A 16,564-nucleotide genomic window follows, 5' to 3' on the forward strand; every position below is an offset into this window, starting at 1 on the left:
GGCTAGGCGTTGCCGCGCGCGCGTGGCATCGCGGCACGACCGCGCTCATGCCGCCGCTCCGCCGGCCAGCAACTCCAGCGCATGCAGCGCATAGCCATGGCGCCGCGCTTCGAACTGCGCCGGCTGCTGCGCGGCGAGCAGGTTGATCGCCGCCACCGCCGCGCGCGCGGTCAGGTGCTCGGCCGGCGGCACCGGCGTGTCCTGGCTCGGCGGCGCCAGGCTGCCGCCGGACCAGGCCACCGCCGCCGCCAGCCACGCGCCCAGCGAGGCATAGCCGCCGGCCTGGGCGAAGGCGAACGCGGCGCGGCGGTTGGCCTCGTTCGGCTCGCGCACCCATTTCTCGGCCAGTGCGGCGCCGGCGCGGTCTTCCGGCGACAAGGCTTCGCCGCGCGCGCACTGGCACAGCCAGGCGACCACGTAGCGCTTGGGCAGCAGCCGCGCCAGCAGTTTCAGCGCGTCCTGCGGCTGGCCGCCGTCGAGCAGCACGCGCACCGCGGCCTGTGCCGGTTGCGCGGCGTCCAGCTGCGCGCGCGCCGGCGCCGACAGCTCCATCTCTACGCAGGCCTTCTCAATCGCATTCATCGCCGCGCCCTCAACCGATCATGATCAGCGCGCCGCCGATCTGGTGCAGCGCATCGGCCTTGAGGCTGAGCATCGGCGCCTTCAGCGTGCCCATCGCCCCGCCCTCCAGCGCCAGCATCGCGTCCGAGTGCACCTTGACGCTGGCGCCGGCGCCCATGTCCACGCTCGCCCCGCCCTTGATCGCCACCTGCACCTTGCCTTCCACGTTCACCGCGCTGTTGCCGGTGATGGTGATGGTCACGCCCTTGATCTCGATCTCGCCGCTGCTCTTCATCACGATGCTGGACGCGCCGGTGACCAGTTCGATCTCGCTGCCCGCACTGAGCTTGAACTTCTGTCCGATCGCGTGCGTGGCGTTGTTGCCGACGTCCAGCGCCTCGTCGTTGTCGACCTTGTGCTTGCGGTCGTGCTTAACGGTGCTGGTCTGGTCGTTGTCGACGGTGGCGAAGTGGTCGTGCTCCACTTCCTCGCGCAAGTCCTTCTGCGCGTGCACGAACAGTTCCTCGCTGCCGAGCTTGTCCTCGAAGCGGATCTCGTTGAAGTCCGCGGCGCCGCCGCCGGCGCTGCGGCTGCGCACCCCGCTCTGGGTCTTGTTGTCCGGCAGCGCGAACGGCGGCATGTGATCGGCGTTGTAGACGCTGCCGATCACCAGCGGGCGGTCCGGATCGCCTTCCAGGAAACTGACCACCACTTCCTGCCCCACCCGCGGCAGGCTCATCGCGCCCCAGCCCTTGCCGGCCCACGACGAGGCCACCCGCACCGGGCACGAGGGCTTGCTGCCGTCGCGCGCCGAGGTGTTCCAATGGAAGGTGACCTGGATGCGGCCATACTGGTCGACCACGATGTCCTCGTCGGTGTCGCTGCCGGTGACCACCGCAGTCTGCAGGCCGGCGATCAGCGGCTGCCGCGCGCGCGCCGCGGTGCGGAACGGCAGCTTGCTCTCGATCGCCTCGAAGCGGCACGCGAACGGCGCCGCGCCGCTGCCCACGCCGGAGGCATAGCCCGGCGCTTCCAGCGCGGTCTGCGCGCCGATCACCAGGTATTCCTGGTTCCATTCCGGGCGCGGGAACGCCTTCAGCGAGAACAGCGCACCCATGCGCAGCCCGACCGCGTCGCTTTCGCCGCGATAGCGCGAACGCTGCACGTTGTGCGCTTCCGCGCGCACCTGCGCGTAGCGCTTGCCATCGGCGACCTGCACATGCGTGCCGGGGTAGTCGAAGGCGGTCAACCCGCTGACCGGATGCAGATCGCCGCCATGGCCGATGTCCTCGTCCACCGCCAGCGACACGCGCGGGCGCAACGGATCGTAGTCGGTGAGCTGCTGCGCGCTGGTATGCACGCTGCGCGCCAGCTGCCATTCGCTGACGGTGGCGCCCATGCCGTTGGCATGCTGGCCCGGTGGCACGTATGGCAAGGTCTCGAAGCCGCCGGTGCTGGCATGCGCGCCGAGCGCGTCGGCCAGCACCAGCGTATGCGTGGTCTGGCTGTGGGCGAAGAAGTAATAGATGCCTTCCTGCTCGAGCAGGCGGCTGATGAAGTTGAAATCGTCCTCGCGGTACTGCACGCAATAGTCGCGCTTGGGATAGGTGCCGCTCAGGCTCAGGGTCACGTCGCCGTAGCCGATGCCGTCGAGCACCGTGCGTACGATCTCCGGCACGCTCTGCGCGGTGAAGATGCGGCAGTCGCGACGCTGGGTCAGCAACCAAGGCTTGGGCACCAGAGTCACCTCCAGCACCGCGTAGCTGAGCTTGTCGACGACGTGGAAGCCGGTCTGCGCGACATGCGCGACGATGCCGTGGTACCAGCGCACATGGCCTTCGCCTGCCTTCAGCTGCACCGCCATCGAGGTGCCGAGCAGCGCGCGCAGGTCCGGCCGCGGCTGCGTGCTGAGCGCGGTCAGGCGGTACTCGAACAATTCGCCCAACGCTTCCGTCGCCTGCATGCGCCAGAACAGCAGCGCATCGCCAAGGTCGGAGTGCAGCGTCATCATCGGCGTGGGCATCGTGGTGTCCGGGAAGTCGAGCGCCGCGCAATGCGGACCTTGGCCGGCGCTCGCGAGCGGCGTTCGCGGTGCGGCGCGCAACGCAGGCACCGGCACGAACGCCGCCCGCGTGCGCTGCCGGCAGGGCGATACTCACACGGCGCCCGGCGCGAAAGCCGACATTTCGTCTCAGCGCTGCGCACCGCCAGCGGCGCGCGTCCTCGCCGCACACCGGCGTCGAAGCACGCGGCGCTAGCGGCGTGCCAGCACCACCCAGCCCTGCACCGGCGTACCGCCTTCCTTGCGCAGCTGGTCGGCGCGGACTTGCACGCGGGCGAAGCCGGCCTGCGCCAGCGCGGCCTGCACGTGCGCGCGGCTGTGCCGGTAGCGCCCGCTCGAGCCGAGCTGCACCCGATCGTCCGCGGCGTCCAGCGCCTCCACGGTGAAGGCCAGCCAGCCGTCGCGGCGCAATGCGGCATGCGCGGCGGCGCAGACCTCGCGCAGGTCGCCGAAGTACACCAGCGTATCGGCCGAGACCACCACGTCCCACGCCTGCGGCTGCGCCTGCAGGTACGCGGTCAGTTCGCCGACCACCAGCGCGTCGTAGCCGCCACGCTGGCGCGCCTTGTCGATCATGCCGCCGGACAGGTCCACCCCGGCCAGCTGCCGCGCATGCGGCCGCAGCAGCGGCGCGCACAGGCCGGTGCCGCAGCCGGCGTCGAGCACGTCCAGCGCCGCGCTCGGCGCATGCAGTACCTGCGCCAGCTCCGTGGCCAGCAGCTGTGGCGCGCGGTACTCGAGATTGTTCAGCAGTTGCTCGTCGAAGCTCTCGGCGAAGCCATCGAACACTTCGCGCACGTAGGCGTCGTCGGCGCGCGGCGGCGCGGCGCTGCCGCCGCACGCGGCCAGCATGTGCCGGGCCACCGCATTGTGCGGATCGCGCACCAGCCAGTCGCGGTACACCGCCACCGCTTCGTCGTGGCGGCCGAGCAGATACCAGGCGGTGCCAAGCGCCTCCAGCGCGCGCAGGTTGGCCGGATCCAGCTGCCACGCGGTGCGGAAGCACTCGGCCGATTGCTCCAGATGCTCGTGCTGCTGCGCGTGGTTGCGCAGGAACAAGCCGAGCAGATAGTGGCCGTGCGCGAACCCGGGCACCTGCTGCAGCAGCTGCGCATAGGCCAGGAACGCCTCGTCCAGCCGCGCCTGCGCTTCCAGCACCACCGCCAGGTTGCTCAGTGCGTTGTGGTGCGACGGCGCGCAGGCCAGCGCGCGCCGGTAGCAGGCCTCGGCCTCGGCCAGGCGCGCGCATTCCTTGTGCACGTTGCCCAGGTTGTTGTGCGCGTCCGGGTAGGCGGGAATCAGCGTCAGCGCGCGCTCGATCAATTGCTGCGCTTCGTCGCTGCGCCCGCGCTGATGGCACAGCACGCCGAGGAAGTGCAGCGCGTCGGCATGCGCGGCGTGCTGCGCAAGCAGGTCGCGATAGCCGCGCTCGGCCGCGTCCAGGTCCCCGGCCCGGTGCACGGCGATCGTCTGCGCCAGCGTCGCTGCGGCCGGCATCCCCATGCCGGCCGCGGCCGCTTCCGCCTCCCCATGCCGCGCCAGCGCGGCCCCCGCCTGCTGCATCGCCCCGCTCCCTTATCCGATCAACACGGTGAAACACCCCAGCACGATTGCCCCGCCGTGCGCGGTGCTATCGCCCAGCCGCGCTGCGGGCATGCCCGCGATCAGCACAGTCGGTGCGCCGGACACGATGCTGTCCGGCGGCCCCACGCACACCGCCATGTCGCCGATCCGCGCCGCCGGCAACCCGCCGATCAGGACCGTCGGCGCGCCAGGCGCCAGGATCGGCCCGCCCACATGCGGCACCACCCCGGTGACCATCGGGCAGACGTGCAGATCGGTGAGGCGGGCGGCAGGTTGCATGCGGAGCCGAGAGCGCAGTGGCCAGGCATCCAGCTTGGCGCGCGCGGCGGCGCGCGACCCGTCATTTCGTCTCAGCCACCAACGCCGAGCGTGGCGCATCCGGCGCGTCCAGCTTGGCCAGCGTTTCGCGCACTTGCGCCAGCGGCCCGGGCGCATCGCCGTACAGACCGACCAGGATGTCGCGTGTGCGTTCGGCATGCGCGCGCGCCTGTGCGCGTTGGCCCAAGGCGATCTCCGCCTCGGCCAGGCCGCGCAGGATTTCCGCCGTCACCTCGTGCCTGCCGCCGAGGACACGCTCGGCATCGGCCAACACCGCCCGCTGCTCAGCTGCGGCAGCCTGCGCCTGGCCGTCGTCGAGCAGCCAGAACGCATGGTTGGTGCGCGCCATGATGGTGGTGGGATGGTCCTCGGGGTATCTTGCGCGCGCATTGTCCAGCGCCTTGCGGTAGTAGGGTCCGGATTCGGCGACCTTGCCCTGCTGGCGCAGCGCCCCGGCCAGGTTGTTGTAGATCATCTGGGTATCGGAGCCGTTCACCCCGTACAGACGGATCATGACCGGCTGCAATGCCTTCAACTCCCGCTCCGCCGCCGGGTAGTCGCGCTTCATCAGCAGATAGACCGCCAGGCTGTTGCGCATCGACAGGGTCAGGGGATGCTCCGCGCCCAGGCGCGCGGCGCGGCGCGCGATCAGCCCGCGGATCAAGGCGATCGCTTGATCGTAGTCGCCGCCATCGGCCAGCGTGGCGGCGTAGCGATCGCCCGCGCTCAGCACGCTCTGGTCGTCGGCCGGCAATACCCGCAGCATGCCCGTGTACGCCTGCCGGCTCTCGCGCAACGCCGCCTTGGCTTCGCCCTGCACGCGCAGGGCCCAACTCAGCCGCGACTGCATGTCGTAACCCAGCGGCGCGTCGGCGCCGTGGCGCAGGCGCACCTGCGCGACGCCCTCGCGCAAGATGGCTTCCGCGCGCTTCGGCTCGCCCACGTTCACCAGCGCCTCGCCGAGCAGGCGCATGATCTGCAGCTCGTCGGCGCTGTAGGCGCCCAAGTGCGCCTGTGCATGGCGCCGCGCCGCCTCAAGCTGGGTCACCGCGCGCTTGTACTCGCCCAGCCCGACCAGGCTGGTGCCGATGGTCAGTTCCACCTCCACCAACGCCTGCGGCTGGCTTGCCAGTTCGCGCGTGGCGCGCTGCGAGGCCTGGTCCATCACCTGCAACAGCAGGGTCTTGTCCTTGTCCTGGGCCACCGCCGGATCCACGCTGGACAGCAGCGAGCCGAGGAAGTCCGCGGTCACCTGCGCCCGCTGCGCCTCGCGCTGCGCGTTGCGCAGCGACCACAACGTGCTGGCCAGGCCGCCGCACAACGCGACCAGCACCAGCAGCGAAGCCAGCACCGCACCACGGTTGCGCTGCACGAACTTGCGCACGTCGCGCCCGCGCGAGCGGCGCAGCGCCCGCGGCGGATAGTCGCCGAGCCAGCGGCGCAGATCATCCAGCAGCGACGACACCGATGCATAGCGCGCGGCGCGGTCCGGCGCCATCGCCTGCAACACGATCGCGTCCAGGCCGTCGTGCAGCCCATGCAGCAATTGCGCCGGCGACTGGCCACGCTGCAGTGCCAGCTCGCGCTGCAGCGGCTGCGGCTGCGCCTGGATCCAGCGCGAGGGCGCCTCCGGCACGCCGGCCTCGAACAGCTCCGGACGCACCCCGCAGATCAGTTCGTACAGCAGGGCGCCCAGCGAGTACACGTCGCTGCGCGCGTCCACCCCGCCGCCGTCGCCCTGCGCCTGCTCCGGGCTCATGTAGCCGGGCGTGCCGCTGGCGCCGGCCGGATTGCGCGAGGGCTGCGCGGTTTCCACCGCGATGCCGAAGTCGATGATGCTCGGCACCGGGCGCCCGTCGACCTCGCCGACCAGCACGTTGTTCGGCTTGAGATCGCGATGGATCACGCCCTTCTGGTGCGCGTGCTGCACACCCTCGCCGACCCGCACCAGCAGCTCCACCCGCGCGCGCAGCGACAACCCGTGCTGCGCGCACCAGCGGGTCAGCGGTTCGCCGCGGATGTACTCCATCACCAGATACGGCCGCCCCTGCGCATCGGTGCCGGCATCGTGGATCTGCGCGATCGCCGGATGCTGCATCTGCGCCAGCAGGCGGCATTCGAACTCGAACACCGCCCGCTGCTGCGCATCCAGTCCCGTCGCGGCGATCAGCTTGATCGCCACTTCGCGCGCGTAGGCGCCATCGGCGCGATGGCCCAGATAGACCTGGCCCATGCCGCCGCGGCCGATCAGCCGATCGATCGCCCACGGGCCGAAGCGGGTCCCGGGCGGCACCTCGTCGGCGTTGCCATCGCCGCCGAGCAGCGTGCCGAGCAGGCCCGGACGCGGCAGCTCGGTAGCGCGCACGTCGGCCGCGAGCAGGCCGAGCAGCTCGTGCAGCAGCTCTGGCTCGTCGCCGGCCTGCGCCTGCGCGAAGGCCGCGCGCTGCGGCTCGGGCAGGGCGCAGGCTTGATGGAACAGCGCCTGCAGGCGCTGCCAGGTGGCGGGGTTCAGCGGCATGGCGGGGAGGCCTTTTGCACGGTCCAACGCGGTGCGATGCCCGAACCGCGGCATGGGGCGTGATGCGCCAAGTCTTGGACAGCGATCGGGAGCGGCCTGGGCACGACGTCGAGCATGGCTGGCGGAAGAGTGAGGGCCACGCAAGTATCACGCATAAAAGTGACGCGACTCGCATTCCGTCGCCTGCCGGTTGGATGGATCAAGCGGCACGCGCCGGATCCGCCCGCCGCTTCGTGCCGGATTCGCCACAGACCCTGCATGATTTCGCTTGCCGGGCTCATGCGCCGTACCGGACGCTCCTACCAGCGCAGGCACATCGCTGCGTGATCGGAACCAAAACGACGCTTGATCTCGGCATGCGGCGCAGCCTGATCGAAGGCACGAAAGACCAGCACCGGCTGGAAGTTCGACAAAGCGTAGTCGAGCTTACGCCCGCTGATTCTCGTCGGACCGACGGGCGCGCAGATTTCGCCGGCCGGTACCCCCTGAGCCAATAGCTGGCCGGGTTCGGCGTTGAGATCACCGAACAGGATGCTGTTGCCGACGTGATTGGCTTTGATGAAGTTCCACATGGCAGCGACGACCTGGCCGTTGTTGCCAGACGGCGCATGCCAGAAGAACAGGTTGATGCCGCCGTGGACCACCCACCTGGGAATGCGCCTATTGCCGCCGGCGAGATGCGGGCCGCCCGGCGGCCCAGGCACGCCGGCACCGACCGCCGGAAAGGCCAGCGGTTCGGCGAGCGCGCCGAGAATGTTGGTCCAATAGCACAATATCTTGGCCCCAGGAGCGACTGCGTTGCGTAACGAAGAGGTGTTGCCTGGAAAGCCCTGCTGAACCTCGCAATAGAACACCGGAAACGGCTGGCTTTCGAGCCAGCGTTGCGTCTGGACTTTGCGCAGGCTGACGCCGGCCTTGTATTCGAGTCTGTTGACTTTAAGAAGCTGGCTCAACTCGGTCTCAACTTGGCGCTGCACCCTGCGGTCTTCGCTGTAGATGGTCCGCGCGTAGGGATGATAGGACCCGGCCTTCACTACCTCCCTACCTGCGACCCGACGCATCGAGCGCGTAATTGGCGGGGTTACGACGGCCCCTTTCGCCGCGTGGTTTTCAAGCTGCCGCATCGTGTCGAGTTGAGCGCGTTCGGCTTCCGCCTCCCTTTCCTGGGAAAGCAGTTCCGCATTCGTTGAGAGATGTTCCGCATTCCAAAAGTAGATTTTTGGCACAACCCTTCTCCTCGATTTCATCCGTTCGCTTCGACCGGCATGCCCATGCAGTGAAATCGGCGACAGACCGGCCGTCGAATGCCTGGACGCGACCGGACAGCGCTTCGTTAAACAATCCAATTTTCAATCGACTTATCGCCACCGCGTCGCGCAGACGCATGGCAGACGCGCCTATGCTGCAACCGCCAGATAGGCCTCGATCAGCGCATCCAGTTCATCGGTAGCCGTGACGTGACCATTCTTCACGTTCAGGCGATACAGATAGCGATAGCTCCCCACCAACTCAAAGGAAAGCGAACCAGCTCCGTAGTAAGCGGCCAGTTCCTCCTCGATTTCCAGATAAAGCCCACGCTCCGGAAACTGCGCCACGTAATGCATTCGGGTAGTGCCATTGGGCGTATCGGTTCTTTTTTGCTTCGAACCGTAGCTGTAGCCCATGGTATGGATGTCGTGCTCGATGGCGATGGCAATGCCTCGCGCCTTTATCTGGCCGTCGCTGTATCCCATTCCGGAAAGCGGCCCCGTATTTAGCACGTTCGCACGATACTTAAGCGCGCCGTCGGAACTGATATGGTCCCGCTCCAATGTCGCGCTTGCCACGTTGTGCTTCAGCGATCCGACACCTGTACTGTAAGGCCCGACATCGCCCTCGCGGACCAAGTCGTTTCTTCTGTCCAACCTGCTCCGCGGCTTCGCTTTCTTGCCTACGCCCTTGGGAACCGCAGCGCCACTGGGGAGCCGCTTTCCGCCATTCTTGAAGCGCACGAAATTGTCGGCGCTAAGCTGAATGGAATTGGTTGCGAAAACCTGGAATACAATCGCGTTGCTCACGACCAATGTGTTCAGATCGTGGTTGGTGGAAACGTGCCCATACTGGCTGACCTGCCCGGCTTTCGAATAATGCGAATAATAGACCATCGAGTCCTTGATGCTCACGGCCACATAGCCCATAAATCCTCCAAAAACATTGATCGACCGAACCACAGGATGGTTTGACGTCAGCCTCCTTCGTACAGGTTTCCGTCCAAGCCATGGAACGATTTCGCATAGGTTTTGTGTGAACTCGCCACCACCGCGGCGGCATCGTGCGCTACGTCGCGCACCCAACGGGCTTTACCGGTTTCACCGGGGCGCGTGCTATTGGACCACTGCCCGTCGGCTTTCTTGGCTTCCGCGCTGCCCTTCGAATCGCCTTGCAGCTTCCTCATCGGGAGCTTGTTGCCTTCCTTATCTTTCGTCGCTGCCGAAATCCAGCCGCGCTTGTCGTAGCGCATGCACAGGAAGCTGGAGACAAAGTGATTCTTGAGCGGTCCTTTCAGCCCGCGCACCAAGTAATCCGTGATCACTTGTGGCGAGCGATAGCTCTGGGATTCCAGTGTCTCGCCATTCTTCAACACGGTACCTGCAGCATCCGCATGCATGTCCGAAGGGAAGCAGTCCGCCAGCCATTGCCAGAGGAACACGGTCTTGCGCTCGGCCGCGTTGGCGCGGTAATTTCCCAGTTGCGCATAGAGCCTCGCTGCCGGACGGCCGAACTTGCTGGCGATGCTCAGCCATTGCAAGGCATGCGTATATTCGCCATGCCGATTGTGCATCGAATCCTTCCAGAACAGCTTGTTGCGCAACATGTAGCCAAGCTCCGGGTCACCAGCGATCAGCTTGAGCTGCATTGCGGCACCGCGCGCATGATCCGGCGCGAGCCGAGTGGACACTCGGAATCCGTATGGTTCCGCGACCAAGGCGATGACACGGGTGAACTTGTTTCGCTCGTTGACATCGAGTGTTACGTAACGCTTCCACATCGCTTCCGAAACTATTCTAAGCTGCGCTTCGAATTGAGACTTATTGCAGAGAAACGCAGCGATCTGCGCCGCAAGCTTAAGATCGCCATCGATGAGCGTCTCGTCCAGACCGGTGTGGTCGTGAGGCTTGAATCCATTGTCCCGCAAGCTACGCTCAGCCGTGACCGCATCGGCGAATACTGTGTTTGCCATGCTCTTTCCCCGTAATGACACTATCCGCTACGGCGCAATGCCGCGCTCGACCGCACTGAATTGCTCGCACTTCGATTGATCCGACTTCAGGCGAAGCGATAGGAAAAATCGCCGCCCGTCGTGCCCAGCTTCACGCCGGTGACTGGCTGGCCTTCGATCATCCGACCGAGGAACTCGCGCGAAATCTCCGGCAGCATCGAATTGGTCAAGATCGCATCGATCATGCGGCCGCCCGATTCGCTCTCGGTGCAGCGGCCGACCACCAGCTTGACCACGTCTTCGTCGTAGTCGAACGGGATCTTGTAGCGGGCCTCCACGCGCTTTTTGATCCGGTTCAACTGCAGCTTGACGATCTGCCCGAGCATGGCGTCGCTCAGCGGGTAGTACGGGATGGTGACCAGGCGGCCGAGCAGCGCCGGCGGGAAGATCTTCAGCAGCGGCTCGCGCAGGGCCTTGGCCATGCCGTCCGGGTCCGGCATCAATTCCGGGTCCTTGCACAGGCTGGCGATCAGCTCGGTGCCGGCATTGGTGGTGAGGATGATCAAGGTGTTGCGGAAGTCGATGCGGCGGCCTTCGCCGTCTTCCATCACGCCCTTGTCGAACACCTGAAAGAACAGTTCGTGCACGTCCGGGTGCGCCTTCTCCACTTCGTCCAACAGCACTACCGAATACGGCTTGCGCCGCACCGCCTCGGTCAGCACGCCGCCTTCGCCGTAGCCGACGTAGCCGGGAGGCGCGCCCTTCAGCGAGGACACGGTATGCGCTTCCTGGTACTCGCTCATGTTGATGGTGATCAGGTTCTGCTCGCCGCCGTACAGCGCTTCGGCCAGCGCCAGCGCGGTCTCGGTCTTGCCGACGCCGGAGGTGCCGGCGAGCATGAACACGCCGATCGGCTTGTGCGGGTTGTCCAGGCCGGCGCGGGTGGTCTGGATGCGCTTGGCGATCATCTCCATGGCGTGGTCCTGGCCGATCACACGCTTGGCCAGCAGTTCGGGCAGGCGCAGCACGGTGTCGATCTCGTTGCGCGCCATGCGCCCGACCGGGATGCCGGTCCAGTCGGCGACCACCGCGGCCACGGCCTGGTAGTCCACGGTCGGCAGGATCAGCGGGTTCTCGCCCTGCAGCGCGCTCAGCTCCGCCTGCACCTGGCGCAAGCGCGCCAGCAGCGCGTCGCGTTCGTTGCCGGTGGCGCCGGGTGCCGGCATGTCCTGCATCTGCTGCGCCGGCTCCTGCTGCGCCAGCGTCTGTGCCGCCGCTTCCAGCGGGCTGCCGGTGCCTTCGATCGGGGCGATGCCGGCGCGTAGCTGCGCGCGCAGCGCCAGCAGTTCGTCGACCAGCGCCTTCTCCTCGCCCCAGCGCTGTTCCAGCGCGGCCAGGCGCGCCTGTTCGGCATCCAGCAGCGCGCGACAGGCGACGTCGCGCTCGTCGACGACGATGCCGATCGCGCGTTCGCGTTCGATGATGCCGCGTTCGGTCTGCAGCGATTCGATGCGGCGGCGGCTATCGTCCACGTCGGCCGGGGTGGCGTGCAGGCTCACCGCCACGCGCGCGCAGGCGGTGTCGAGCAGGCTCACCGACTTGTCCGGCAGCTGCCGCGCCGGAATGTAGCGATGGCTGAGCTTGACCGCCGCCTCCAGCGCCTCGTCCAGGATCTGCACCTTATGGTGCTGCTCCATGGTGCTGGCCACACCGCGCATCATCAGCACCGCCTTGACCTCGTCCGGCTCGTCCACCTGCACCGCCTGGAAGCGGCGGGTCAGCGCCGGGTCCTTCTCGATGTATTTCTTGTATTCGGCCCAGGTGGTGGCGCCGACCGTGCGCAGGGTGCCGCGCGCCAGCGCCGGCTTGAGCAGGTTGGCCGCATCGCCGGTGCCGGCCGCGCCGCCGGCGCCGACCAGGGTGTGGGTCTCGTCGACGAACAGGATGATCGGCCTGGCGCTGGCCTGCACTTCGTCGATCACCGCACGCAGGCGCTGCTCGAATTCGCCCTTCATGCTGGCGCCGGCCTGCAGCAGGCCCACGTCGAGCGCGCGCAGCTCGACCTCCTTCAGCGCCGGCGGCACGTCGCCGCGGGCGATGCGCTGGGCCAGGCCCTCGACCACCGCGGTCTTGCCGACGCCGGCCTCGCCGACCAGGATCGGGTTGTTCTGCCGGCGCCGCATCAGGATATCCACCACCTGGCGGATCTCGTCGTCGCGGCCGATGATCGGGTCGAGCTTGCCGTCGCGCGCCTGCGCGGTCAGGTCGGTGGTGAATTTCTTCAGCGCTTCCTGCTTGCCCAGCGCGGCCGGGGCGATCGCGCCGCTGGCCTCGCCCGGCGCGCCGGCCTGGCCGAGCTGGAAGCCGTCGCTGGGCAGCAGTCCGTCTTCCGGCGAGCCGGCGACGATCTCGGCGAAGCGCTCGCTCAGCGCTTCCGGCTTGATCTTCTCGAATTCCTTGGAGATGCCGAGCAGCGCATTGCGTAGCGTACGCACGCTGAGCACGCCGACGATCAGGTAGCCGGTGCGCACCTGCGCCTCGCCGAAGCTGAGCGAGGCATACACCCAGCCGCGCTCGACCGCTTCCTCGACCGTGCCGGACAGATCGGTGACGCCGCTGGCGCCGCGCGGCAGCCGGTCCAGCGCCTCGGTCACGTCGCGCGCCAGGTTCGACGGGTTGAGCTCGAAGCGCTTGACGATGCGGTGCAGATCCGAGTCCTGCAGTTGCAGGATCTGGTGCAGCCAGTGCACCAGTTCCACGTACGGGTTGCCGCGCAACTTGCAGAACACGGTGGCGCTTTCGATGCCGCGATAGGCGAGCTTGTTGAGCTTGCCGAACAGGGCGCTGCGACTGATTTCGGCCATGGCGGTGATTCCTTGTGCGAATGCGGAAAGAGAAAGAGAAAAGACGTGCTCAGCCGGACGGCCGCAGCACCACGTCGTCGGCGTCGGCGATGTCCCAGCTGCGCTGGCCGAGCCAGGTGTCCAGGCCCAGGCGCCCGCCGCGCGCCAGCGTGGTCGCCGGCACCTCGTCGGACTGCAGCAGCAGCTGCAGATCCCAGCCTTTTTCGTCGCCGACGTAGCTGCGGACCGCCGCGGCCAGCTGGCGCAAGGCCTCGCCGCCGGGCAGGAAGCGCTGGAAGGCGCTGCGCGACAGCGGCCCCAGGCGTAGCCGGAACCGCTGCTGCGCACCGCGCGCATGCGCGCCTAGTACGGTGCTGTGGCCGAGCGTGGCGACCTCGGGCGAAGCGCCCAGCCGCAACCGCGCATCGTCGGGCAGGCGCATCCATTCGGCGACGAACTCGAGCACCTGCACCGGCACCGCGAACAGCTGTTCGAGCAGGCCGCGCAAGCCTTCGGCATTGCGCGCCACCGGCAGCAGGCGCCCGGCGAAGTGGCGGCGCGCATCGTCGGGCAGCGCGTCGCGCCCGCGCAGATGCGGCGAGGCGATGCCGGCCAGCGCATCCAGGTAGCCGCGGAAGCGGTCCTCGTGCGGGCGGTCGGCATGCACGGTCGGTTGCGCATCGGCCCAGGCGCGGTAGAACAGGCTCAGCATGCGGTGATGGAACAGATCGGCGAACGCGGCCAGGGTCGGATCCTTGGCCTGCGCCTGGCGCTCGATCGCGTATTCGGTCAGGTGCAGCGGCAGCGGTGCGTTCGGCCCGAACAGGCCCAGGAACAGCCCGTACAGCTTGCCCGGCTGGGTGCCGGCGGCGGCCACGTAGCGGTCGATCGAACGCGGCGCGAAGGCCAGCGACGGCGTATGCCGCAGCCGCACCGGGTCGTCGGACGGGCGCGTGGAACGGCCCAGCCGCGGCTGCTGCGGATGCGCGCGTTCCAGCGCGCGCAGCGCGGCGAAGAACTCGAAGTCGTGCGGCCGCTCACGCAGCGCCTGCTCCAGGGCGGCCAGATCGGTGGCGCTCACAGCAGCTGCCGTTTGCCGAGCTGCGCCGGCCAGCGTGCGATCTCGTTGCGCTCGCTGGTGCGCAGCACGGTCTCGGTGAAGGAATTGACCGACACGTAGCGGGCGAAGAAATGCTGCAGCACCGCGCCGAGCAGGAACGCGCCGCTGCCTTCGAACGCGCTGTCCTCGCAGGTGAGGGTGATTTCCAGGCCACGGCCGAAGCTGATCGGCCCCGGCGCGGGAATGCGGCGCACGATCGGCTGCGCGCGCACCTGCTTGATGCCTTCGATCTGGCGCAGCGCCGCGGCGTCGAACGGATCGCAGTACAACGTGAGCATCTCGCGCAGCGCGGCGGTGCCGTCCTGGCCGTCCTCGAACAGCGACAGGTAGTTCAACTGCAGATGGCTGAGCAGGCGCCACGCGGTCTCGCCATCGCTCAGCGCCGGACGCGGCTTGGTCGGCCCGGCCACGCAGCGCACGCTGTGCACCGGCGCGCCGGCGTCCATGGTGAAATCGGTCGCGCCCTTGCCCACCGGCATGTGCAGCGGCAGGTCGCGGTTGCTGCACAGCAGCTGCAGGCCGAGCTGGCGCAAGGAGGTGGCGTAGGCGCCGTCGTCGGCATCGACCAGGCTCACGTAGACCTCGCTGCCGACATAGCTGGAGCGCGCGCCCTGGCGCCGCTGCCGCGCCGACAGCAGGCGCGGTTCGCGGCGCATGGTGTAGAACGCGCCGTGGCGCGCGTGCCAGGTGTGCGCGTCGCCACCGTAGAACGGCAGGAAGCGCTGCTCCGGTTCCTGGCGGTCGCCGAAGCCTTCGACCTCGCCCAGGCTGTGGATCTCGAAATCCATCGGCCGGGTGCGGTCGGCGAGCACGTGGTATTCGGTCTTGCCCGGCGCCAGGTGCAGGCGGTCGGCACGGCGCGGGAACAGGTTGATCGCCGGCGTGCAGAACAGGCGGAAGTTGTCCGCGCTCACCGCCTGCGCCAGGCTGGGCACGCTGCGCTCCAGCAGCACCACGATCTCGAAACCGGTGCCATGCAGCCGGTGCAGCGCCGCGCGCAGCCCGCCCAGTTCGGCGAACAGGAAGCGCTGCGGGCAGGCGAAGTATTCCTGCAGCAGGCGGTAGCCGCTGAACGCGCGGCCGTCGTACGGAACCAGCGCCTCGTCGTCGGCGAAGCCGCGCGCGCGCAGTTCGCTGCGGTCGCGCTGCAACTCCACCGCCGCGCCGGCCGCATCCTGGCCGCGCACCACGAAGCCAGCGGCGTGGCCGAGCAGTTGTTCGTACAGGCGCGTGGGCAGCTCGTCGGCACCGGCCAGGAACAGCGGCAGCGCATCCAGCGCCAGCATGTTCGCCTGCACCCCGGCCAGCGTTTCGAAACGCAGGCGCAATGCGGCGCGCACCGGTTTGGCCGCGGCCTGCGCCGGTGGCAGGCCGATGCCGGCCGCGGCGATCGCCGCCGGCGTGTCCAGGTACTTGGCTTCGCGCAGCGCCAGCGGCCACAGCGTGAGCGCGTGCGCGGTGCGGTATTCGCAGGCGGTGCGCTCGCCGCCGGCGACCAGGCTGCGCAGCGCGGTGTGGCGCGGCACGGTGTAGCCCGCGGCCAGCGCGCTTTCCTTCAGCTCCGGCTGCAGCTGCACCACCGCCATCGATGGCATGGGCGTCAGGTAGTGCGGGTAGACCATCTGCAACAGGTGCTGGGTGAACACCGGATACTGCGCGTCGAGCTTGAGCTGCACGCGTGCGGCCATGAACGCGAAGCCTTCCAGCAAGCGCTCCACGTACGGATCGGCGCATTCGAAGCCTTCCAGGCCCAGGCGTCCGGCGATCTTCGGAAACTCGCGCGCGAACTCGCCGCCCATCTCGCGCACGTGCTGCAGTTCGCGGTTGTAGTAGCCGAGCAGGCGCGGGTCCATCAGGCGTAGCCCTCGCTGACGTCCAGGCGCCCGGTCTCCAAGTCCAGCTCGGTCTTCAGGTACAGGTTCAGCGGCAGCGGCTGCGCCCACATCTCCGATTCGATGAAGAACACCAGCGAACGCCGGTCCATGCGCCGCGCGTCGGCCTGCACGGTGACGCGCAGGGTGTCGGCGATCAGCCGCGGCTCGAACGCCAGGATCGCCTCGCGCAGGCGCAGCTGCAGCGCCGCCGCGTCGATGCCGGACATGGCCACGCCGGCCAGGTCGGGGATGCCGAAATTCAGCACCGAACGACGCACCTCCGGATACGCGTCCAGCGGTTGGTCGGTAGCCAGGTTGACGCAGTTCAGCAGCCACGACAGGTCGCGCATCACGCACTCGCGCAGGCGCGCGGCGGAGATCACCCGCTTGTCGCGGCTCTCCTCCTGGCGCAGCGGCTCATCGTCGCTGAGCCGGTCCAGCAGCGAAGGCTGCAGGCGTTCCTGGGTGGTGAGTTCGGCCATCGC

At 68.2% G+C, this 16,564-nt stretch carries 12 protein-coding genes; all 12 read right to left on the minus strand.

The annotated features are described in order from the left end of the window. Positions 1–45 precede the first annotated feature (45 nt). Positions 46–582, minus strand: a complete 537-nt coding sequence (locus tag HEP75_RS21270) for a hypothetical protein (protein WP_185824856.1) — start codon at positions 580–582, stop codon at positions 46–48. Between the two features lie 10 nt (positions 583–592). Continuing rightward, on the minus strand, positions 593–2,584 hold the full coding sequence (gene tssI, locus HEP75_RS21275; protein ID WP_255423932.1) for a type VI secretion system tip protein TssI/VgrG: 1,992 nt from the start codon (positions 2,582–2,584) through the stop codon (positions 593–595). A gap of 231 nt (positions 2,585–2,815) precedes the next feature. Next, positions 2,816–4,126 carry a tetratricopeptide repeat protein gene (locus HEP75_RS21280; RefSeq protein WP_185826694.1) on the minus strand — a complete coding sequence of 437 codons (1,311 nt, stop codon included), beginning with the start codon at positions 4,124–4,126 and terminating at the stop codon, positions 2,816–2,818. A gap of 72 nt (positions 4,127–4,198) precedes the next feature. After that, positions 4,199–4,486 carry a PAAR domain-containing protein gene (locus HEP75_RS21285; protein WP_185814486.1) on the minus strand — a complete coding sequence of 96 codons (288 nt, stop codon included), beginning with the start codon at positions 4,484–4,486 and terminating at the stop codon, positions 4,199–4,201. A gap of 61 nt (positions 4,487–4,547) precedes the next feature. Further along, positions 4,548–7,043, minus strand: coding sequence for a serine/threonine-protein kinase (locus HEP75_RS21290; protein WP_185824857.1), 2,496 nt, complete (start codon positions 7,041–7,043; stop codon positions 4,548–4,550). A 299-nt stretch (positions 7,044–7,342) separates the two neighbouring features. Continuing rightward, complete coding sequence (locus HEP75_RS21295) at positions 7,343–8,269, minus strand: hypothetical protein (RefSeq protein ID WP_185824858.1); 927 nt, start codon at positions 8,267–8,269, stop codon at positions 7,343–7,345. Positions 8,270–8,440: 171 nt separating this feature from the next. Then, a complete protein-coding gene (locus tag HEP75_RS21300) occupies positions 8,441–9,220 on the minus strand; it encodes a hypothetical protein (RefSeq protein WP_185821495.1) in 780 nt (259 codons plus the stop codon). 47 nt (positions 9,221–9,267) lie between these two features. After that, positions 9,268–10,263, minus strand: coding sequence for a LirA/MavJ family T4SS effector (locus tag HEP75_RS21305; protein ID WP_185821496.1), 996 nt, complete (start codon positions 10,261–10,263; stop codon positions 9,268–9,270). Positions 10,264–10,349: 86 nt separating this feature from the next. Further along, positions 10,350–13,106, minus strand: a complete 2,757-nt coding sequence (gene tssH / locus HEP75_RS21310; RefSeq protein WP_185824859.1) for a type VI secretion system ATPase TssH — start codon at positions 13,104–13,106, stop codon at positions 10,350–10,352. A 49-nt stretch (positions 13,107–13,155) separates the two neighbouring features. Next, positions 13,156–14,199 carry a type VI secretion system baseplate subunit TssG gene (gene tssG / locus HEP75_RS22355; protein WP_255424119.1) on the minus strand — a complete coding sequence of 348 codons (1,044 nt, stop codon included), beginning with the start codon at positions 14,197–14,199 and terminating at the stop codon, positions 13,156–13,158. Continuing rightward, positions 14,163–16,058: a type VI secretion system baseplate subunit TssF gene (gene tssF, locus HEP75_RS22360; protein WP_255423933.1), complete on the minus strand. Its 1,896-nt coding sequence runs from the start codon at positions 16,056–16,058 to the stop codon at positions 14,163–14,165. Before tssF ends, tssG begins: the two co-directional genes overlap by 37 nt. Then, positions 16,058–16,561, minus strand: a complete 504-nt coding sequence (gene tssE / locus HEP75_RS21320; RefSeq protein WP_145703999.1) for a type VI secretion system baseplate subunit TssE — start codon at positions 16,559–16,561, stop codon at positions 16,058–16,060. Before tssE ends, tssF begins: the two co-directional genes overlap by 1 nt. Between the last annotated feature and the right edge of the window lie 3 nt (positions 16,562–16,564).

Source organism: Xanthomonas sp. SI (genome assembly GCF_014236855.1).
Classification (GTDB): Bacteria; Pseudomonadota; Gammaproteobacteria; order Xanthomonadales; family Xanthomonadaceae; genus Xanthomonas_A.

Bases quoted from the DNA above. Each gene is read 5' to 3' on its own strand.
- HEP75_RS21300 (WP_185821495.1), bottom strand. From the start codon at position 9,220: ATGGGCTATGTGGCCGTGAGCATCAAGGACTCGATGGTCTATTATTCG.
- tssI (WP_255423932.1), bottom strand. From the start codon at position 2,584: ATGCCCACGCCGATGATGACGCTGCACTCCGACCTTGGCGATGCGCTG.
- tssH (WP_185824859.1), bottom strand. From the start codon at position 13,106: ATGGCCGAAATCAGTCGCAGCGCCCTGTTCGGCAAGCTCAACAAGCTC.
- HEP75_RS21280 (WP_185826694.1), bottom strand. From the start codon at position 4,126: ATGGGGATGCCGGCCGCAGCGACGCTGGCGCAGACGATCGCCGTGCAC.
- HEP75_RS21270 (WP_185824856.1), bottom strand. From the start codon at position 582: ATGAATGCGATTGAGAAGGCCTGCGTAGAGATGGAGCTGTCGGCGCCG.
- HEP75_RS21285 (WP_185814486.1), bottom strand. From the start codon at position 4,486: ATGCAACCTGCCGCCCGCCTCACCGATCTGCACGTCTGCCCGATGGTC.
- HEP75_RS21290 (WP_185824857.1), bottom strand. From the start codon at position 7,043: ATGCCGCTGAACCCCGCCACCTGGCAGCGCCTGCAGGCGCTGTTCCAT.
- tssF (WP_255423933.1), bottom strand. From the start codon at position 16,058: ATGGACCCGCGCCTGCTCGGCTACTACAACCGCGAACTGCAGCACGTG.
- HEP75_RS21305 (WP_185821496.1), bottom strand. From the start codon at position 10,263: ATGGCAAACACAGTATTCGCCGATGCGGTCACGGCTGAGCGTAGCTTG.
- tssE (WP_145703999.1), bottom strand. From the start codon at position 16,561: ATGGCCGAACTCACCACCCAGGAACGCCTGCAGCCTTCGCTGCTGGAC.